Source organism: Actinotalea caeni (assembly GCF_009733795.1).
GTDB classification, from domain to species: Bacteria; Actinomycetota; Actinomycetes; order Actinomycetales; family Beutenbergiaceae; genus Pseudactinotalea; species Pseudactinotalea caeni.
Window position 1 is genome coordinate 145,425 of sequence record NZ_WNXX01000003.1, and the last position, 18,866, is coordinate 164,290.

19 protein-coding genes are annotated in these 18,866 nt (G+C 73.3%); 5 read left to right on the forward strand and 14 right to left on the reverse strand.

What is annotated here, in order from left to right; translation table 11 throughout:
• Positions 1–44 precede the first annotated feature (44 nt).
• The 10 genes from GPA02_RS03930 to GPA02_RS19085 all read right to left on the reverse strand — a co-directional run bounded on the left by GPA02_RS03930 (position 45) and on the right by GPA02_RS19085 (position 9,863).
• Positions 45–254, reverse strand: a complete 210-nt coding sequence (locus GPA02_RS03930; RefSeq protein ID WP_156198540.1) for a heavy-metal-associated domain-containing protein — start codon at positions 252–254, stop codon at positions 45–47.
• A 178-nt stretch (positions 255–432) separates the two neighbouring features.
• Positions 433–1,323, reverse strand: a complete 891-nt coding sequence (locus tag GPA02_RS03935; protein ID WP_240133880.1) for a cation diffusion facilitator family transporter — start codon at positions 1,321–1,323, stop codon at positions 433–435.
• Between the two features lie 135 nt (positions 1,324–1,458).
• Positions 1,459–2,553 carry a branched-chain amino acid aminotransferase gene (locus GPA02_RS03940; RefSeq protein ID WP_156198542.1) on the reverse strand — a complete coding sequence of 365 codons (1,095 nt, stop codon included), beginning with the start codon at positions 2,551–2,553 and terminating at the stop codon, positions 1,459–1,461.
• A gap of 110 nt (positions 2,554–2,663) precedes the next feature.
• Entirely contained in the window at positions 2,664–3,719 is a 1,056-nt protein-coding gene (locus tag GPA02_RS03945; RefSeq protein ID WP_156198543.1) for a 3-isopropylmalate dehydrogenase, read from the reverse strand.
• A 191-nt stretch (positions 3,720–3,910) separates the two neighbouring features.
• Positions 3,911–4,462, reverse strand: a complete 552-nt coding sequence (locus tag GPA02_RS03950) for a TetR/AcrR family transcriptional regulator (protein ID WP_156198544.1) — start codon at positions 4,460–4,462, stop codon at positions 3,911–3,913.
• Positions 4,463–4,502: 40 nt separating this feature from the next.
• On the reverse strand, positions 4,503–5,540 hold the full coding sequence (locus GPA02_RS03955; RefSeq protein ID WP_156198545.1) for an FAD-dependent monooxygenase: 1,038 nt from the start codon (positions 5,538–5,540) through the stop codon (positions 4,503–4,505).
• Positions 5,541–5,635: 95 nt separating this feature from the next.
• Positions 5,636–6,307 (reverse strand): GNAT family N-acetyltransferase, encoded by a 672-nt coding sequence (locus GPA02_RS03960; RefSeq protein ID WP_162457696.1) that lies wholly within the window; start codon positions 6,305–6,307, stop codon positions 5,636–5,638.
• 20 nt (positions 6,308–6,327) lie between these two features.
• The gene (locus GPA02_RS18795) at positions 6,328–8,583 is read right to left on the reverse strand and encodes a hypothetical protein (RefSeq protein WP_162457697.1); all 2,256 of its coding nucleotides are present in this window, start codon (positions 8,581–8,583) and stop codon (positions 6,328–6,330) included.
• Positions 8,584–8,714: 131 nt separating this feature from the next.
• Positions 8,715–9,197 (reverse strand): DUF1203 domain-containing protein, encoded by a 483-nt coding sequence (locus GPA02_RS03965; protein WP_156198547.1) that lies wholly within the window; start codon positions 9,195–9,197, stop codon positions 8,715–8,717.
• A 42-nt stretch (positions 9,198–9,239) separates the two neighbouring features.
• A complete protein-coding gene (locus tag GPA02_RS19085; RefSeq protein ID WP_156198548.1) occupies positions 9,240–9,863 on the reverse strand; it encodes a hypothetical protein in 624 nt (207 codons plus the stop codon).
• 163 nt (positions 9,864–10,026) lie between these two features.
• Here GPA02_RS19085 and GPA02_RS19090 point away from each other — a divergent pair, with 163 nt between their 5' ends.
• Positions 10,027–10,467, forward strand: a complete 441-nt coding sequence (locus tag GPA02_RS19090) for a DUF4870 domain-containing protein (RefSeq protein ID WP_156198549.1) — start codon at positions 10,027–10,029, stop codon at positions 10,465–10,467.
• A gap of 199 nt (positions 10,468–10,666) precedes the next feature.
• Here the strand turns inward: GPA02_RS19090 and ilvC are convergent, their stop codons facing one another.
• The 4 genes from ilvC to GPA02_RS03995 form a co-directional block, all read right to left on the reverse strand.
• Complete coding sequence (gene ilvC / locus GPA02_RS03980; RefSeq protein WP_156198550.1) at positions 10,667–11,695, reverse strand: ketol-acid reductoisomerase; 1,029 nt, start codon at positions 11,693–11,695, stop codon at positions 10,667–10,669.
• Positions 11,696–11,745: 50 nt separating this feature from the next.
• Complete coding sequence (gene ilvN / locus GPA02_RS03985) at positions 11,746–12,270, reverse strand: acetolactate synthase small subunit (protein WP_156198551.1); 525 nt, start codon at positions 12,268–12,270, stop codon at positions 11,746–11,748.
• 2 nt (positions 12,271–12,272) lie between these two features.
• Positions 12,273–14,114: an acetolactate synthase large subunit gene (locus GPA02_RS03990; protein ID WP_156198552.1), complete on the reverse strand. Its 1,842-nt coding sequence runs from the start codon at positions 14,112–14,114 to the stop codon at positions 12,273–12,275.
• Positions 14,115–14,367: 253 nt separating this feature from the next.
• Positions 14,368–15,015 carry a 4a-hydroxytetrahydrobiopterin dehydratase gene (locus GPA02_RS03995; RefSeq protein WP_156198553.1) on the reverse strand — a complete coding sequence of 216 codons (648 nt, stop codon included), beginning with the start codon at positions 15,013–15,015 and terminating at the stop codon, positions 14,368–14,370.
• A gap of 225 nt (positions 15,016–15,240) precedes the next feature.
• Between GPA02_RS03995 and GPA02_RS04000 the strand changes: the two genes are divergently transcribed.
• The 4 genes from GPA02_RS04000 to GPA02_RS04015 all read left to right on the forward strand — a co-directional run bounded on the left by GPA02_RS04000 (position 15,241) and on the right by GPA02_RS04015 (position 18,841).
• Positions 15,241–16,869 carry a collagen-binding domain-containing protein gene (locus GPA02_RS04000; RefSeq protein WP_162457698.1) on the forward strand — a complete coding sequence of 543 codons (1,629 nt, stop codon included), beginning with the start codon at positions 15,241–15,243 and terminating at the stop codon, positions 16,867–16,869.
• A gap of 86 nt (positions 16,870–16,955) precedes the next feature.
• Positions 16,956–17,171: a helix-turn-helix domain-containing protein gene (locus tag GPA02_RS19575; protein WP_156198555.1), complete on the forward strand. Its 216-nt coding sequence runs from the start codon at positions 16,956–16,958 to the stop codon at positions 17,169–17,171.
• Between the two features lie 57 nt (positions 17,172–17,228).
• The gene (locus GPA02_RS04010; protein ID WP_156198556.1) at positions 17,229–18,302 is read left to right on the forward strand and encodes a glycoside hydrolase family 172 protein; all 1,074 of its coding nucleotides are present in this window, start codon (positions 17,229–17,231) and stop codon (positions 18,300–18,302) included.
• 32 nt (positions 18,303–18,334) lie between these two features.
• Complete coding sequence (locus tag GPA02_RS04015; protein WP_240133868.1) at positions 18,335–18,841, forward strand: GNAT family N-acetyltransferase; 507 nt, start codon at positions 18,335–18,337, stop codon at positions 18,839–18,841.
• Positions 18,842–18,866: the final 25 nt, after the last annotated feature.

The following is an 18,866-nucleotide window of genomic DNA, read 5'->3' on the forward strand; positions in this document are numbered from 1 at the left end:
GCGGATCGGCGTCGCCCCGCGGACGTGCCGCGCGGCGACGGGGCTCAGACGCGGCTCGCCGCGTAGCCTGCCTCCTCGACGGCGCCGAGCACGGCGGCGTCGTCGATGCCCTGCTCGCTGCCGACCTCGAGGCGGCCGGTGTCGAGGTCGACGCTCACCGCGGTGACGCCCGGCACCTTCTGGACCTCGGACGTCACCGAGCCGACGCAGTGGCTGCAGGTCATGCCCGTGACCTCGTAGGTGGCTGTGCTCATCGTCGCTCCTCTCACGGGCCCGTCGGTTCGCTCTGGATACCGCCGGGGGGTATCGGTCGAGTGCGACATTACCCCCAGGGGGTATCCCGTGCAAGACGGCCGCGCACGGCATCGCGCCCGGGAGCGTTCGGCGGCGTGGCATCCTCGCCGACCGGGTCACGACCCGTGCTCGATGCGCTCAGCGGTGCACCGATCCCTCGTGGTGCTCGTGCCCCACCGGCTCGAGCTGGAACGTGCAGTGGTCGACGTCGAAGTGCCCGCGCAGGCACGCCGCGAGAGCATCGAGCGTCGTGCACTCCAGCTCGTGGTCGAGCCGGTCCGCGGCGAGCACCACGTGCGCCGACAGCACGGGCACGCCGCTGGTGATCGTCCAGGCGTGCAGGTCGTGGACGTCGACGACGCCGGGCACCGACCTGATGTGCTCGCGCACGCGCGCGAGATCGACGTCGCGCGGGGTCGCCTCCATGAGCACGTCGGCGACGTCGCGCAGCAGCATCACCGCGCGGGGCACGATCAGCAGCCCGATCACCAGCGAGGCCACGGCGTCGGCGCGCACCCACCCGGTGGTCATCACCACCACCGCCGCGACGACGACCGCCACCGACCCCAGCAGGTCACCGAGCACCTCGAGGTAGGCGCCGCGCATGTTGAGGCTCTCCCCCGCCGCGCGCGCGAGCAGGACGAGGCACACGGCGTTTGCGAGCCCGCCGGCGATCGCGACGCCGAGCATGAGGCCGTCCTCGATCTCGGGCTGCGCGTCCCACCGCAGGAACGCCTCCCGGACGACCAGCACACCGACGGCGGCGAGCACGGTCGCGTTGACCAGCGCGGCCAGGATCTCGGCCCGCTGCCAGCCGAAGGTGCGCCGGTCCGTGGCGGGCCGGGCGGCGAGGTTGACCGCCAGCAGCGCGATGAGCAGGCCGGTCGCGTCGGTCAGCATGTGCCCCGCGTCGGCGAGCAGGGCCAGCGACCCCGACAGCAGCGCGCCCACCACCTGCAGCACCATCACCGATGCGGTGATGCACAGCACCACCACGAGGGTCGACCGGTGCCGACCGGCCGCCGTCAGCCCGTGCCCGTGGTCGTGCGGACGCCGCGGCCCGCGCCCGGCGCCTCGCTCCTCCGGCTCGCCGGCTCCGGCCGGGTCCTCGGGGGTGGTCACGGTGCCACCAGCGCCGGCGCGCCGCTCACCGGAGCACCCGGTTCAGACCAGCCGGCTCATCCAGCCGTGGGCGTCCTCGCGACGCCCGTACTGGATGTCGGTGATCGTCTCGTAGAGCTCGGTCGTCACGGGGCCGGCCTGGCCGTCGCCGATCGTGACGTCGAAGTCGGTGCCCTTGAGCCGCCCGATCGGGGTGATGACGGCGGCGGTGCCGCACGCGAACACCTCGGTGACCTCGCCGGCCCGGATGCCCTCGAGCAGCTCGGTCAGCGCGATCCGGGACTCCTCGACCGGACGCCCGCCCTCGCGGCACAGCTGCAGGATCGAGTCGCGGGTGACGCCCTCGAGGATCGTGCCGAGCGCGGGCGTGCGCACCGACCCGTCCTTCATGACGAGGAAGACGTTCATGCCGCCCAGCTCCTCGAGGTAGGTGCCGGTCGCGGCGTCGAGGAAGCAGACCTGGTCGCAGCCCTCCTTGTACGCCTGCGCCTGCGGCAGCAGGCTCGCGGCGTAGTTGCCGCCGCACTTGGCCGCGCCGGTCCCGCCGGGCCCGGCGCGGTTGTACTCGGCGTCGACCCAGATCGACAGCGGCTGGAAGCCGTTGGTGAAGTACGGGCCGACGGGCGAGGCGATCACCAGGTAGTCGACCCGACGGGCGGGCCGGACACCCAGGAACGCCTCGGAGGCGAACATGAACGGCCGCAGGTACAGCGAGGAGCCGGGCACCGAGGGCACCCACTCGGCGTCGGTGGCGACCAGGGCCTGGATCGAGGCGTGGAAGTCGGCCTCGCTCAGCACCGGCAGCGCGAGCCGCTCGGCGGAGCGGGCGAGCCGCTGCGCGTTGCGGTCGGGGCGGAACGCCCAGATCGAGCCGTCGGCGTGCCGGTAGGCCTTGAGGCCCTCGAAGATCTCCTGCGCGTAGTGCAGGACGGCGGCGGCCGGGTCGAGGCTGAGCGGTGCGTAGGCCTCGATGCGGCGGTCGTGCCAGCCCTCGTCGTCGGTCCACGTGGCGCGTGCCATGTGGTCGGTGAAGACGACCCCGAACTTGAGGTCGGCGAGCGCGGCGGTGCGCTCCGCGAGGCTGCGCGGGTGCGAGCTGGGCCGCACCTCGAAGGTCGTGGCGTCTGTGCTGGTCATGATGGGCTCCACCGTAATGTCGCTGACGAGGACATGGTGCCCGTTCCCGCGCGAGGCGGGAACGGGTGCGAGCGAGCCCGGGCCGCCCTCGGGGCGGCCGCGAGACCCGCTCAGCCCGCTACTCGTGCCGCGATCTCGTCGCCGATCTCGGTGGTCGTGCGCGAGGCGGCCGCGCGCCGGTCGGCGCGGTCGGCGATGTCCTTCTCGACGGCGTCGCTCACCCGGGCGGCCTCCTCGGCCAGGCCGAGGTGGTCCAGCAGCAGCGAGACCGACAGGATCGCCGCCGTGGGGTCGGCCTTGCCCTGGCCGGCGATGTCGGGCGCGGAGCCGTGGACCGGCTCGAACATCGAGGGGTGCTCACCGGTGGGGTTGACGTTGCCGGACGCGGCGAGCCCGATGCCGCCGGTGATCGCGGCGGCGAGGTCGGTGAGGATGTCGCCGAACAGGTTGTCGGTGACGATGACGTCGTACTGCGAGGGGTTCGTCGTCAGGTAGATCGTCGCGGCGTCGACGTGCTGGTAGCCGACCTCGACGTCGGGGTACTCGGCCGCGACGGCCTCGACCGTGCGGCGCCAGAGGTGGCCGGCGTGCACGAGGACGTTGTGCTTGTGCACGAGCGTGAGCTTCTTGCGGGGTCGTGCCTGCGCGCGCGCGAACGCGTCGCGGACGACCCGCTCGACGCCGTGCGCGGTGTTGACGCTGACCTCGGTGGCGATCTCGTGCGGGGTGCCGACGCGCAGCGCGCCACCGTTGCCCACGTAGGGGCCCTCGGTGCCCTCGCGCACGACGACGAAGTCGACGTCGCCCGGGTTCGCGAGCGGGCTCGGCACGCCCGGGTAGAGCTTCGACGGCCGCAGGTTGACGTAGTGGTCCAGGGCGAACCGCAGCTTGAGGAGCAGCCCGCGCTCCAGCACGCCGGACGGCACGCTCGGGTCGCCGACGGCGCCCAGCAGGATCGCGTCGTGCTCTTTGATCGCCTCGAGATCGGCGTCGGTGAGGGTCTCCCCCGTGCGGTGCCACCGTGCGGCGCCCAGGTCGAAGCGCGTCTGCTCGACCGTGACGTCGCTCCCGGCGAGGGCGGCGTCGAGGACCTTGAGGCCCTCGGCCACGACCTCGGTGCCGATACCGTCACCCGGGATCACTGCGAGCCTGATCGTCCGTGCCATGCGCGCCACCCTACGACGCATCCCAGTGCGTGGGATTCGTGTCTCACATCTTGACTAGGCCGAGAGGTCGACCGGGACCGCGGTCGCGCCCCTGCGACACGCCCCGACGACGGCGTGCAGAAGGTCCCGCACGCCCGAGCCCGTCCTCACCGTCGGCCTGCGCGGCCGGCCTCGACCCGCTCCCGACCGCCTCACTCGGCGCACGAGCGGACGAGCGCGCCCAGGTCGTCGCGCAGGTCGCCCGTGTCGCCGAAGACCAGCCGGTGCAGGATCGCGCCGTCGAGGTAGGTGAGGACGCGGCGCGCGGCCGCGAACGGCCGGGGCACGCCGATGCCCTCCAGGGTCTGGGCCGTCCACATCTCGATGCCCTCGCGCGCCCGGGCGAGCGTCGCGCGCACGTGCGGGTCGTGCACACCCTCGGCGAAGAACGCGTACCGGGCCGCGGCGAGCCCGCGGTGCGGCCCCGAGGCAGCCGCGACGACGCCGGCCAGCGCCTCGACCAGCTCCTCCGAGGTCGCCGGCGCGCCGGCGGGCGCGAAGGCACGGCGCTCCTCCTGCGCGAGCTGGTCGACGGTCGCGTGCAGCAGCGCGGACCGCGTGCGGAAGTGGTTGGAGGTCGAGCCCGCGGGGAGGCCGGCAACGGCGTCCACGCGCCCGTGCGTGAGCGCACGGATCCCCTGCTCCCCCGCGATCTCGAGCGCGGCGCGCAGCGCGCGCTCCCGGTTCCCACCGGCGCGTGCCATGGCGCACCTCCCACTGGTCGACCCGTCGGCTCGTACCGTCTCAGGCGGCGCGGGCCAGCGCACCCATGACGCGCCGCCGGGCGCCGTCGAGACGCCGTCCGGTCGAGAGCCTGTTGAGGGCGCGCGACAGCCGGGCGGTGCGGCGACCGGCCGCGAGACGGGCGCGGTCGAAGGCGCGCAGCCCTTCCGGGACGGACCGCGCGTGGCGGAGCGCGTCCGCGAGCGCGACCGCGTCGATCAGGGCCTCGCAGGCACCGCGACCGGCGTTGGGAGCCATCGCGTGCGCCGCGTCGCCGATGACGGCGGCGTTGCCGCGCACCATCGAGCTCAGCGGCGCGGCGTCGTAGAGCGTGCGACGGTCGACGCCGCCCTCCCGCGCGACCGCGCGCACGACCTCGGCGACGCCGTCGTGCCAGTCGCCGAACAGGTCGTGCAAGGTCTCGACATCGGAGGTGGCTCCCGCGCGCTCGGCGAGCAGGTCCTCGCGCACGCACGCGAACCAGTTGGTGGTGCGCGCATCCTGCGGCGTGATCCCGAACAGCCGCCCGCGGCCCCAGGTCTCGGTGACGGCGTCGACACCGCCGGGCACGACGCCGCGGAAGGCGACCGTGCCGAGCGGCCGCGGGACGTTCGGACCTCCGGTGACGCGCTCGCGCACACGGCTGCGCAGGCCGTCGGCCCCGACGACCAGGTCCGCCTGCGGCAGGTCGGCGAGGTCGTCCACACGGCTCCCCCACTCGACGACGTCCTCCAGCGCGTCGCGGTAGAGCAGCTCGTGGAGGGCGGGCCGCGACACGAGGTGCGCAGGCTCGTCGGGCACCACGCGGCCGAACGGGGTGCCGTCGGGCCGCAGGAACGTCGCCCCGTGCTGGCGCACACCGCGCTCGCGCACGAGGTCCGCGACACCCAGCCGCGCCAGGGCTGCCATCGCCTCCGGCCACATGCCGAGCGCCGTGCCGGTCCTCGGCAGCCCCGGCTCACGCTCCAGGAGGCGCACTCGCCACCCGTCCTGGCGCAGCGCCCGCCCCACGGCGAGCCCACCGATCCCTGCTCCGACGACGACCGCTTCTCCTCGCATGCCGCCATGATAACTATGTTTCTAGTGGCTGTCGACTATCGAACCAGTGGCGCTGTCGAGGCACGGCAGGAGGTGCCCGCCACGACGACCGGCGGTCACCAGCGCTCGACCGACGCGGCGACCGTGCGCCAGTCGGACGCGGGCGGTGCCGCGACCACGCGCCGCCGGGCGGCACGCCGCAGGTCCGTCAGCCACGGGTCGTCCAGCTCGGTCCCGACCAGCTCCTCGACCGCGGCCGCGACCAGCGGGCCGTCGACCGCCGCGCCACCCTCGCGCAGCACGCCCGGCTCGGCGTGCAGGACGAGCAGCAGCATCCCCGGGACCGGCTCGGCGCCCGCGCGGATCGGGGCCTGCACGTACGGGAGGTCGAGCACCCGCGCGCCGCGGCGCGCGTAGAACCGCACCCGCGCCGCCGGGTCGCCGTGCTGCGCCGACCCGGCGTGCCGGTCCGGCCGCTCGACCTCGGCCAGCAGCAACCGCGTGCCGTCGCCACGCGCCTCCTCGAGGACGCTGTCGAGCAGCCGTGACCCCACGCCGGTCCCCCGCTGGTCGGGGGCCACCGCCAGGTAGCTGAGCAGCCGGGCACCGGGGACCAGCTCCTCGGTCACCGCCGCGCCCACCGGTCTGCCGTCGGCGACCGCGGAGACGACGTGCGCGCGCCCGCGCGCCACGCCGTCCAGCAACCAGGAGAGGCCGACGAGCTCCGAGGCCGGGAAGCTCGGGACGAGGAGACCGTCGTAGATCCGCCGCAGCTCGGCGTCGTCCACGACCTGACGCAACCCGGCGGTCACCCGGACCCGCCGCCCTCTGCCCCACGTCCCGACCGCCGCCGCTCGCGACGCCCGACCTCGCTGCGGTAGCTGACGACGCCGACCGCGGCCGCGACCACCAGCACCAGCGCGACCAGCGAGGCCGACCCCCACCCGGTGACGGCGAACCCGTCCTGCACCATCGCGAGCACGCCGGAGATCCCGATCCCCGCCAGCACCGCGAGCAGCGTGTTGACGAGCAGGCGGTTGCGCTTCTCCAACCGCTCCTCCTTGCGCCGCGACCAGCTCTCGATGAGGTCGGTCACGCGGTCGGTGAGGGCCTGTCCCGCGTTGTCGGTGAACTCCGCGCGCTGCTGCCAGACGGCGCTGAGCGCGAGCAGGTCGGTGACCGTGCGTCGCATCACCGGCGACGTCACGAGCGCCGGAGCAGCGATGAAGAGCAGGTTGACGCGCGCCGACGTCAGGAACTGCCGCAGGCGCAGCTGTCGCTGCTGGAGGTCGGACAGGATGCCCTGGAGCGCCTCGAGGTCCGGGTCGTCGTCCGCCGCGTCGAGCCGTTGCAGGTGCGGGCGCAGCCCGAGGTAGAAGTCGCTCAGCTCGTCCTGCCAGGCGGCGAACATGCCCTCGAGGCTGACGACGAACTCCACCGCCTGGGCGACGGTCGCGACCATGTAGTCCGCCGAGGCGAACGAGGCCAGCAGCGTGTGGTTCTCGGTGACCAGCACGACGTCGTCCGTGAGGCCCTCGCAGTGCAGCAGCGTCCCGCTCGGGGCGTGGTAGCGCGCCCACGGAGCGACCGAGCCCAGACCGGCCGGCAGCGGGTGGCACAGCGGTTGTGCACCGAACAGGCCGGGGAGCTCGCGGGCGTTCTCGACCGGTCGGGCGAGCTCGGGCCTGCCACCCGGCAGCGCCGAGGCCCGCCGGACCGTCGTGACCACGTGGAACATGCCGGGACGCCAGCTGAGCTCGACCCGCCCCACCTCGGTCGTCGCGAGGCGCGCCGCGAGGTCCTCGAGCACGTCCTTGGCGAAGGCCGTCAGCCGCGGCCACCCGTCGGGCGGCCCGCCCCCGTCGACGTAGCGCAGCGGGCGACCGAGCTCGCCCAGGTGCCCGTGCTCGGGTGCGGCCGACCAGACGCGGGCCGCGACGTCGTGCGGCAGTGCGGAGGCGAGCGGGATCTCGACGCGCAGGCAGTGGTTGCCGAGCTGCGAGATCAGGAGCGTCACGCGCGCCGCCGTCGCCTGCTCTCCGAGATCGGGCAGCTGCAGCTCGGGCAGGTCGAGCTGCGTCCCGTCGTAGCGTCGCTGCAGCGGGTCGTCGCCGCGCCAGCAGTCGTCGACGAGAAGCAGGCTGGTGGGTCGGTTGTCGAGCGTGCGGCCGCCGAGGCTCCACCCGGCGGCGTGCGCCTTGACCGCCTGGACGATCGCGGTCTGCTCGGCGTGGCGCAACCCGAACGGGAACACGCAGACGATCGCCCCCTCGTCGACCCGCAGCCACTCCCGGTCGGTCGACGCCAGCAGCTCCTGCGCAGCTGCCCGGTGGGCACGGATCTCGCTGGCGGACGCGTGGTCGTCGACCTCGGTGACGAAGAACCTCTCGGTCGCGAGGAGCTCCGCCAGGACGCCGTCGTGCTCGGCGGCCAGGACCCCGGTGCGTCCCGTCGCCAGCCCGACGGACGCCGCGAGCTCGACCGCGGCGGCGTAGCGACGTCGGGCCTCGATCAGGCTCGCGAGGTGTGCCGCCACCTCCGACTCCTCGAGCGCGGCGGCGTCGACGGCGAGCCCGGACAGGACGTCGGCGAGGCCGCGTGCGTGCGCCACGACCACCTCGAGGTCACCGGTGCTGCACGCCGACTCGAGACCGAGCTCGCCCCGCAGGGCGAGCATCACACCCACCGCGAGGCGCTCCTCGTCCCCGAGGGCGGTGACGGTCCTCGACCACGTCCGCTCCGCCACCGCCAGCAGGTGGAGCAGAGGGCCGTGGTCCCACGTCAGGTCCCAGGCGGCCTCGCACACGAGACGCACGTAGAGCGCGAGCGGTGCAGCCGCGTCCGTCCCCGCCGCCACCCCGACTGCCCGCTCCACGACGGCGGCGGAGGTCTCGGTCCCGCCGTCGGTCCGCGAGCTCCACCAGACGCCTTCGATCAGCTCGCGCAGCACGAGCCGGGTCGGCCGGTCGAGGCCGCGCTGCGCGAGCAGCTCGTCGAGCGCGCGACCGACGAGATCGACGCGCTCCTCGCGCAGCGGCGTGAGCCAGTCGGTGGTGAGCGGCACGGCCGACCTCCTCGCGCCCTGTCCGCGTCGGTGCGGTGCCGGGCAGGGACATCATCGCGCAGCGACGGCTCGGGCGCGGGCGGATGAGGAGCGGGACGGAGGCGCACCACCGGCCTCGCGGCCGGTCGGGCTCAGACGCGCTCCGCCGCCGCCGTGAAACACCCCGCCACCGGGTGGTGCAGGTGCACCCGGCGCACCCGAGGGTCGGCGAGCACGCGCTCGACGTGCGCCGCCAGGTCCTCCTCGGCACCGACGACCCGGTTGAGGTCGTAGACCTGGGTGCGCGTGCGCCCGGCGTCGTCGCCGTAGGCGCGCAGCACGCGGGGTCGGCCCGCCAGCCCTACCGGGAACCCGCCGTCGTGCCCCGGGCAGCCGTCGAGGTCGGCGTGCACGACGACCGGCCCGCTCTCACGGAACGGGCCGTGCCACGGGAAGGCCGAGAAGCCGATGATCGCGAGGGTGTCGCCCGGGCGCGAGTGGGCGAGGCAGCACCGCAGCCACCACCCGCCCTCGGCATCGACGAACGGGTCGACGGCGTTGCCGAGGTCGTCGACGCCGTCGCGCAGGACGACGCTCAGGTGAGGACGGGAGACTCCGGACCAACGTGTGCTCATGCCCCGCAGACGCGGGCGGCGGCACGGGTGTGAGGTCAGGCGTCAGAACCAGCCGGCGAGCCTCGCGCCGGCCACGGCCGGGACCAGCACCCAGCCGACGAGACCGCCCCACGTGACGACCTGGGCCAGCAGCCAGGTGGTGCCGACCTCCGGCGGCACGAACCAGCGGGCGCGCTCGAACGAGCCCACGTGCTCGGTGACGTCGAGACGCCGCAGCAGCCGCCACAGCGCGCGGGCGCGGGAGGCGGCGCGCAGCCCGCCCTCCCGGGCGGTGACCTCCGACAGGTCGGCGAGCGCCGCCGTCGTCACCGCCTGGAGGTCGACGAGGCCGAGCAGCTCGTCGGCGAGCGCGTCGGCGTCGCGGCTCGCTCGCCACGTGCTGCGCACGCGCAGCGCGAGCAGCACCGTGGCGACCAGGCCGACGACGGCCACCGCCAGCACGAGCCACCGCACGACGGTGCTCCCGCCGGCGAGCGCCGTGGCCGCCAGCACCGCGACCACGAGGAACGCGACCGCCGCTCCCGCCGCCACGAGCGTGGCCGGCACCGCCAGCGCGGTCGTGGCGGTGCGCAGCCCGGCCGCCACCGTGCGTGCCTCGGGGCGCCACCTGCGCAGCGCACCGGGCTGGTCCTCGCCGTCGTCGATCGTCTCGGAGCTGTGCGTCACGGCCACATCATCGCTGCTCGACGGCGACCGGGTGACCTCGGTGGGGAGTTCTCACCGGGGGCTGCCCGCCCCCGGCCAGCCCGCTCGACAACGCGTGCCCACGACCGCGAGACTGGCGGCATCCGGCAGCCGCCGGGCACCACGCACGACAGAGGACGCCCACGTGACGTACCCACCGAACGAATCCCAGCCCGAGTGGGGGACCCCCCAGGAGCCGAGCGGGCAGCGACGCGTCGACCCGAGCGCGGGCGGCGACGACCGCGCGCTCGCCGTGGTGGCGCACCTCTCCCCCGTCATCGCCGCGATCGTCAGCGCCGGCTGGCTCAGCTTCGTCGGCCCGCTGGTCATCTGGTTCATCTACAAGGACCGCAACGCGCTCGTGCGCAACGCCGCGGCCAGCTCCTTCAACTTCCACATCACGATCTGGATCGCCTGGATGCTGGCGTGGGTCTTCTTCATCACGCTCATCGGCATCCCGATCGCGATCCTGCTGTGGGTCGTGCCCGCGATCGCCCAGGTCGTGCTCTCGATCATCGGGGCTCTGCGAGCGTGGAACGGCGAGATCTACAGCTACCCCTTCCAGATCCCGATCCTGCGGACCTGACGCCCCGCACGACCTGCTCGCAGCCGCGAGCTCGCACCGTCCGGCCGAGGTCGCACCGTGCGCGGTGCGAATCGGGCGGGAGGGTGCGAACTCGGCGCACGACGCCCGTGGGAAGGGATCTCGCCGCCCGCCTCCTCCGGCGGGCGCACGACGAGGGCCCGGGTGCATCGCACCCGGGCCCGTCGTGCTCCCACCTCCGTCAGCGGGCGGCGGAACCCTCCCGGTAGTCGGCGTCGGTGGGCTTCACCCACGCGAACAGCTTGCGCAGCTCGCGGCCGGTCGCCTCGATCGGGTGCGCCTCGCCCTTGGCGCGCAGCTCCTTGAACTCCGGCGCGCCGGCGTCCTGGTCGTCGATGAACCGCTTGGCGAACGAGCCGTTCTGCACGTCGGCGAGGACGGCCTTCATGTTCTCCTTGACGTGCGGGTCGATGACGCGCGGGCCGGAGACGTAGTCGCCGTACTCGGCGGTGTCGGAGACGCTCCAGCGCTGCTTGGCGATGCCGCCCTCGTACATGAGGTCGACGATCAGCTTGAGCTCGTGCAGCACCTCGAAGTACGCGACCTCGGGCTGGTAGCCCGCCTCGGTCAGCACCTCGAAGCCGTACTGCACCAGCTGCGACGCGCCGCCGCACAGCACGGCCTGCTCGCCGAACAGGTCGGTCTCGGTCTCCTCGGTGAAGGTCGTCTTGATGCCCGCGGCGCGCAGACCGCCGATCGCCTTCGCGTAGGAGAGCGCGAGCGGCCACGCGCCACCCGAGACGTCCTGCTCGACGGCGACGATCACCGGCACCCCGCGACCGTCGACGTACTCGCGGCGCACGAGGTGGCCCGGACCCTTGGGGGCGACCATGATGACGTCGTTGCCGGCCTTGGGCTTGATGTAGCCGAACCGGATGTTGAAGCCGTGGCCGAACACCAGCGTGGCGTTCTCGGCCAGGTTCGGCTCGATCTCCTCGGCGTAGACCAGGCGCTGCACCTGGTCGGGCGCGAGGATCACGACGACGTCGGCCTCCTTGGTCGCGTCGGCCACGCTGAGGACCCGCAGCCCCTCGTTCTCGGCCTTCTCGCGCGAGGAGCTGCCCTCACGCAGCCCGACGCGGACGTCGACGCCCGAGTCGCGCAGGTTCAGCGCGTGCGCGTGACCCTGGCTGCCGTACCCGATCACCGCCACCTTCTTGGCTGCGATGAGGGACAGGTCGGCGTCGTCGTCGTAGAACAGCTCGGCCACGGATCAATCTCCTTCGTGCTTGCGGTTGCTTGCGGTGGTGCGGTCTGGGGTCAGGCGGAGCGGGAGATCCGCTCCAGGGCCCGGTCGGTCATGGAGCGGCTGCCGCGCGCGATGGCGACGGCACCGGACTGCACGATCTCGCGGATCCCGTAGGGCTGCAGCGCGGTGAGCAGGGCCTGCAGCTTGTCCTCGCCGCCGGTCGCCTCGATCGTCACGGCCTCCGGCGACACGTCGACGACGTGCGCGCGGAACAGCTCGACGACCTGCAGCACCGCGGTGCGGGAGGCGTCGTCGGCCTTGACCTTGACCAGCAGCAGCTCGCGCTGCACCGAGGCGGACGGCGTCAGCTCGACGATCTTGATGACGTTGACCAGCTTGTTGAGCTGCTTCGTCACCTGCTCGAGCGGGTTGGTGTCGACGTCGACCACCACGGTGATCCGGGAGATCTCCGGGTGCTCGGTCGGGCCGACGGCGAGCGAGTGGATGTTGAACGCGCGGCGCGCGAACAGCGCGGCGACCCGGGTGAGGACACCCGGCTTGTTCTCGACCAGCACCGAGAGTGTGTGTCGGCTCATGCTCACTCGTCCCGCTCGAAGTCCGGGGTGATGTCCCGGGCGTACTTGATCTCGTCGTTGGACACACCGGCGGCGACCATCGGCCACACCATCGCGTCCCGGCTCACGACGAAGTCGATGACGACCGGGCGGTCGTCGATCTCCTGCGCCTTCTTGATCGTCGCGTCGACGTCCTTCGCGGACTCGCACCGCAGCCCCACGCAGCCGTAGGCCTCCGCCAGCCTGACGAAGTCCGGGATCCGCGCGGTCTGGTGACCGGTGTTGAGGTCGGTGTTGGAGTAGCGCTCGCCGTAGAACAGCGTCTGCCACTGGCGCACCATGCCCAGCGAGGAGTTGTTGATGAGGGCGGTCTTGATCGGGATGCCCTCGAGCGCGCAGGTCGCGAGCTCCTGGTTGGTCATCTGGAAGCAGCCGTCGCCGTCGATCGCCCAGACCTCGCGGTCGGGCTCGGCGACCTTGGCGCCCATCGCCGCCGGGATCGCGTACCCCATCGTGCCGAGGCCGCCCGAGTTCAGCCAGGTGCGCGGCCGCTCGTAGCGGATGAACTGCGCCGCCCACATCTGGTGCTGCCCCACCCCGGCCGCGTAGATCGCGTCCGGGCCGGCCAGCTCGCCGAGCCGCGAGATCACGTGCTGCGGGGCCAGCAGGCCGTCGGCGGTGGGCGTCCAGCCGAGCGGGTAGCGCTCGCGCAGGTCGTCCAGCTGCGTCCACCAGCCCTGCAGGTCCGGCGTCCCGTGCTGGGTGTGCTCACGCTTGAGCTCGCCGGCCAGGTCGCGCAGCACCTCGCGCAGGTCGCCCACGATCGGCACGTCGGCGAGGCGGTTCTTGCCGATCTCGGCGGGGTCGATGTCGGCGTGCACGATCGTCGCGTTCGGCGCGAACGAGTCCAGCCGTCCGGTCACGCGGTCGTCGAACCGCGCACCGAGCGCCACGATGAGGTCGGCCTTCTGGAGGGCCGCGACCGCGGCCACGCTGCCGTGCATGCCGGGCATGCCCAGGTGCTGCGGGTGGCTGTCGGGCAGCGCACCGCGTGCCATCAGGGTCGTGACGACCGGCGAGCCGGACAGGTCGACCAGCGCGCGCAGCTCGGCTGCGGCGTTGGCGCGGATCGCGCCGCCGCCGACGAGCAGGACGGGCTTGCGCGACGTCGCCAGCAGCCGGGCCGCCTCCCGCACCTGCTTGACGTGCGGCTTGGTGATCGGCCGGTAGCCGGGGATGTCGGGCTCGGCAGGCCACGTGAACCGGGTCTCGGCCTGCATGGCGCTCTTGGCGATGTCCACGAGCACGGGCCCCGGGCGACCGGTGGAGGCGATGTGGAACGCCTCGGCGATGCGCGCGGGGATCTCGTCGGCGTCGGTGACGAGGAAGCTGTGCTTGGTGATCGGCATCGTGATGCCGACGATGTCCGCCTCCTGGAAGGCGTCGGTCCCGATCATCGACTGCGAGACCTGGCCGGTGATCGCGACCACCGGCACGGAGTCCATGTGCGCGTCGGCCAGCGGCGTGACCAGGTTGGTGGCACCCGGGCCCGACGTCGCCATGCAGACGCCGACCCGGCCCGACGCCGCGGCGTAGCCGGTGGCGGCGTGACCGGCGCCCTGCTCGTGCCGCACGAGGATGTGCCGCATCGAGGAGTCGAAGAGCGGGTCGTAGACCGGGAGGATCGCGCCGCCGGGGATGCCGAAGATGACGTCGGTGCCGACCGCCTCGAGGGCGCGTACGACCGACGCCGCGCCCGACATGGGCTCGCCGGCCGTGGCCGGCTCTCTGGTCGCGGCGACGGGCCGCGTCTGCGCCGGCGGCGTGGGCCGCGGCGGCGCCGGGTGCGGGACCGGGGTCGTCATCGCTCCTCCTCCTGGGCCCGAGCGGTGCTCGAGACGTTGTCGGACATGGAAAACCCCTCGGCCCGGGGTGGGCGATCGAGGGGCGCGCGCTCAGCGAGGGGACGTCGGTCAGACCGTCGCGCTGGCGCGCTCGGTAAGTACGACGACGATCAGGGTGCTGTGCACGATCGTCACTGTAGACCTGCCGCGCGCTCGCGCCAACTTCCCGACCTGCGCGTCTCGCATCGTGGATCACCGTCCCGGATAGCGGACGCTAGTCGCGTCCCGCCGAGGTCGACAGGCACGCCTCGTTGCCCTCCGGGTCGGCGAGCACCCAGAAGGCCGGGGCGCTGCTCGCGCTCACCAGCACGCCACCGGCGTCGAGCGCCGCGGCGAGCCGACCCTCGACCACCTCGAGCGGCACGTCGATGTCGACGTGCAGCCGGTTGCGCTGCGGGCGCGGCGCGTCCATCTGCTGGAACCACAGCGACCCCGAGCCGGTGGTGGTGTCGACCAGGTTCCCGGCCTCGTCGACGTCGAAACCGGTGACCGCCTCCCAGAACGGCCGGACGGCGTCGATGTCGAGGGCGTCGACGCAGACCTCGAGGACCTGACGCACCTCGGGCTCGGCACGGAGGCCGAGTCCGGCTGCGATGTCGGAGATCGTGCGGGCCATCTCGACGTCCTTGAGGGTCAGTCCGCCCGCGTCGTGGGTGACGAGGTCGACCAGCACCCGGCTGTAGCGGACCCCGAGGTCGGGGTGGTGGTTCGCCTCGTTCGCGGCCTCGACGACCCTGCGGACGAGCTCCGCGCCCGCGCTCATGTCGGGCGTGGCGAAGGAGGTGCGCAGCGCCCCGCGGACGACCCGCCAGTCCTCGAGCCCGGCCTGCCCGGCGATCTGTGCAGCGGTCAGCGTCTCCATGGACCCACGGTAGGCCCGCGCGGTCCGACGGCGGGCGGAACCGTCGCGTCAGCCCCCCTGCATCTTTGTCGACAGTGCGTCGGGAAGTGCGCGACATCACACCGTCCTGGCTTACCGAATCGCGTTCGGTTTCTGTACGTTCGAGGTGCACGCAGGGGCTGTCGTGCGGCGCGCCGTCTCGGTGCGCCTTCTCACATCCGTACAAGGGGATTCACGCGCATGGTCATGCGTTTCTACAGTCGCGCCCGCGCGCGGCTGGCCGGCAGCGGCACCGCGCTGCTCGTCGCCGCCGCGGTGCTCGCCGCACCGGCCGGCGGCGCTGCCGCCGAGCCGGTCAGCATCAACCCGTTCGACGCGCTCGGCGGGTTCACGGTCCTCGCGCAGGGCGACGCCGTGCTCAACAGCTCGGAGATCGAGGGCTCGATCGCCGTCTTCGGCAGCGTGCGCAGCGGCAACCAGAACGGTTTCCCGATGGTGCACGAGGTCGCCGGCGTCGGTGACTACACGCTCCCGACGGTCGACGGTCGCGCCGTCCGGATCCTGGCCGGCTCGTTCGTCGGGCCGGGCGCCTTCGACGTCTCGAACCGCGCGGCGCGCACCGACGCCGATCTCAACGCCGGCGTCAAGCTGGTCGACGTCACGGGACTCGTGGGCTCGGCCCGTGGCGGCGGGGTCGGCGCGGCCGCTGGCAAGGACTTCCTGCGGGTGACCAACCCCGCCGGGGGCGTGCTCGACCTCAAGGCGTACCCCTACGCCACGTCGTCGGTGGCCGACCTCGCGACGGCGCAGCCGTCGGTCGCGAGCTACCTGCCGGACCTGGCGTCGGCCGTGGCGCGCACCGACACGTGCCTCGACGCGATGGCTGGCGACGCCACGCTCGCGAACCGGGTGACCGTCCAGACGCAGGGCGAGATGGTGTTCGTCAGCGGCTTCTCGACCACGATGCCCAACGTCGTCGACTACTCCGAGCTCGCCAACCGCACGATCAAGCTCGACCGCGCGGGCGGCTACGTCCCGACCGCTCAGGCACCCCTGGTCGTGCGGGTGGCACCGGGCACGACGACGGTGGGTCGCCTCGGCTTCGAGGGCTGGTCGGCGGGCGCCGGGCAGCAGCAGGCCTACGCCCGCTCGATCCTGCTCGACGCCTCGCAGGTCACCGGGACGCTGACGATCGACGGCTTCGAGATGGGCGGCGTCTGGGCACCTCACGCCGATCTCGCCTTCAGCTCGAACATCACGACGAACGGCCAGTGGATCGCTCAGAACGTGACGACCTCGGGCGCCGGCGAGATCCACCACCACACCTTCGCGGGCCGGCTGCTGTGCGGCGTCGAGGAGAGCACCGACCCCGGCGAGAGCACCGACCCCGGCGACGGGACCGACCCCGGCGAGAGCACCGACCCCGGCGACGGCACCGACCCCGGCGAGACCACCGACCCCGGCGACGGCACCGACCCCGGCGAGACCACCGACCCCGGCGACGGCACCGACCCCGGCGAGACCACCGAACCCGGCGACGGGACCGACCCCGGCGAGACCACCGAACCCGGCGACGGGACCGACCCCGGTGACGCCACACACCCGGGCGAGGACACCGACTCGGTCGACCCCGGTGACGAGGTCCAGACCCCTGCGGAGGAGACCTCCACGTCGGAGATCGACGGCGCTGTGGGCGGTGCGACGCACGGGCCGTCGGCGGAGCACGAGCGCGCTCCGGTGGGCACCGGCGTGGCGGGCACGCTGCTGGCCGGCACCGGGCTCGACGCGCCAGCAGCCGCGGCGCTGCTGGCGGTCGCCCTGCTGCTGACCGGTGCGGCGCTCCTCGCGGTGCGCCGCCGCCGAGCGATGCGCTGAGCCGACCGCCCACGACGGGCCGTCCGGAGCGATCCGGGCGGCCCGTCCGCGCATCACCGGGGCGATGGGTCTCGTCGTCCACCACCGTGGCGCTGCTGCGCCTGAACGAGCTCTGCGAGCAGGTCGGGATCACCGTGGCCAACCTCAACAACGTCACGACCGGCACGGCGCGGTCGATCCGGTTCTCCACGCTCGCGGCGGTCTGTCAGGTGTTCGACTGCCCGCCAGCGACCTGCTCCGGTACGTCCCCGACACCCCCGCGACCCGACGACCGCGGCTCGGCGTCAGGTCCCCTAGGCTGAGTAATCGTTTGCTGCCGGTCGTCACCGGCCCCTCCCACGATCCCGAGGACGCGATCCATGCCGCACCACGACATCGCCACGCTGCGCGACATCGAGACCCGATCGATCAGCCCGGAGAACTTCACCGGCGCCAAGGGCGGCGGAGGCCGCGCCACCGAGGGCACCGGCGCCGGACCGGCGCGCGACCTGGGCCAGGGCTGGAAGATCTCCCCCAGCGTCGAGATCGCGGCCGGCGAGACCTTCGACCTCGCGAGCATCGAGGGCTCCGGCCGGATCACCCACGTCTGGCTGACGACCCACACCGACAACTGGCGCCGGCTGCTGCTGCGCGCCTACTGGGACGGCGCCGCCGAGCCCGCGGTCGAGGTGCCGGTCGGCGACTTCTTCGGGCAGGGCTGGGGCCGCTTCGCCCAGCTGAGCTCGGCCATGGTCGCCGTCAACCCGCACGGCGGGTTCAACTCCTACTGGCCGATGCCGTTCTCCGACGGCGCCCGGCTCACGATCGAGAACCTGGCCCCCGAACCCGTCGTCGTCTACTACCAGGTGACCTATGAGACCGGCCCGGACGCCGCCGTCGGCACCGGTCGGCTGCACGCCCAGTGGCGCCGCAGCAACCCGCTGCAGGCCGGCACCACGCACGTGCTGCTCGACGACGTCCGCGGCAGCGGCCAGTACGTCGGCACCTACCTCGCGTGGGGCGTCAACTCCACCGGCTGGTGGGGCGAGGGCGAGATCAAGTTCTACATGGACGGCGACGCCCACGCCGCCGAGCGGTTCCCGACGATCGCGGGCACCGGCACCGAGGACTACGTCGGCGGCGCGTGGAACTTCGACGTTCCCGGCCAGGGCTACACCACCTACTCGACCCCCTACCTCGGGATGCACCAGGTGATCCGGCCCGACGGTCTGTACGCCTCGCAGCAGCGGTTCGGGATGTACCGCTGGCACGTGCCCGACCCGATCAGGTTCCGCACCGATCTCACGGTCGACATCCAGGCGCTGGGCTGGCGCAGCGGCCACCGTTACCTCCCGCTGCACGACGACATCGCCTCGACGGCGTTCTTCTACCTCGACGCCCCAAGCACCAACCGCCCCGCGACCCCCTCGCTCGACGACCTCGAGATCCTCTGACCCCGCGCTCCCCCGACGCCTAGCATCGGCGGGTGACCGCGATCGCCGTGCGCGCCCCGTCGCAGGCGGACGTCCCGGCGATGGCACGGGTCGTCGTCACCTCGTGGCGCGAGACCTACCGCGGCCTCATGCGTGACGACGTCCTCGACGACCCCGGCATGCTGGCTTGGCGAGAACGGTTCTGGACGGCGGCGCTCACCGAGCCGCGCTATGCCGCGAACCGTGTCGCCGTGGCCGAGGCGGCGACACCCGGCGGTGACCGCGAGGTCGTCGGTGTCGCCATGTCGGGCCCACCGCTGGACGACGCGCCCCCGGCGCCGCTGCAGCTCTACGTGCTCTACGTGCTGGCCGAGCACCACGGCTCGGGAGCCGGCGCCGGGCTGCTCGACGCCGTCGTCCCGGCGGGCGTCCCGGCCTACCTGTGGGTCGCCGACCCCAACCCCCGGGCGCAGGCCCTCTACCGCAAGCACGGGTTCGTCCCCGACGGCGTGACGCAGGTCGACGACGGCGTCCCGGAGATCCGGATGGTCAGGGGCTGAGCCGCCGCTGGCGGCCGCCCGCCGG

Excerpts from the sequence above, each read along its gene's own strand:
- GPA02_RS03995 (WP_156198553.1), bottom strand. The coding sequence starts at position 15,015 with ATGGAGACGCTGACCGCTGCACAGATCGCCGGGCAGGCCGGGCTCGAG.
- GPA02_RS03930 (WP_156198540.1), bottom strand. The coding sequence starts at position 254 with ATGAGCACAGCCACCTACGAGGTCACGGGCATGACCTGCAGCCACTGC.
- GPA02_RS04000 (WP_162457698.1), top strand. The coding sequence starts at position 15,241 with ATGCGTTTCTACAGTCGCGCCCGCGCGCGGCTGGCCGGCAGCGGCACC.
- GPA02_RS03965 (WP_156198547.1), bottom strand. The coding sequence starts at position 9,197 with ATGAGCACACGTTGGTCCGGAGTCTCCCGTCCTCACCTGAGCGTCGTC.
- GPA02_RS03950 (WP_156198544.1), bottom strand. The coding sequence starts at position 4,462 with ATGGCACGCGCCGGTGGGAACCGGGAGCGCGCGCTGCGCGCCGCGCTC.
- GPA02_RS03955 (WP_156198545.1), bottom strand. The coding sequence starts at position 5,540 with ATGCGAGGAGAAGCGGTCGTCGTCGGAGCAGGGATCGGTGGGCTCGCC.
- GPA02_RS04010 (WP_156198556.1), top strand. The coding sequence starts at position 17,229 with ATGCCGCACCACGACATCGCCACGCTGCGCGACATCGAGACCCGATCG.
- GPA02_RS03945 (WP_156198543.1), bottom strand. The coding sequence starts at position 3,719 with ATGGCACGGACGATCAGGCTCGCAGTGATCCCGGGTGACGGTATCGGC.
- GPA02_RS03940 (WP_156198542.1), bottom strand. The coding sequence starts at position 2,553 with ATGACCAGCACAGACGCCACGACCTTCGAGGTGCGGCCCAGCTCGCAC.
- GPA02_RS03990 (WP_156198552.1), bottom strand. The coding sequence starts at position 14,114 with ATGACGACCCCGGTCCCGCACCCGGCGCCGCCGCGGCCCACGCCGCCG.
- ilvN (WP_156198551.1), bottom strand. The coding sequence starts at position 12,270 with ATGAGCCGACACACACTCTCGGTGCTGGTCGAGAACAAGCCGGGTGTC.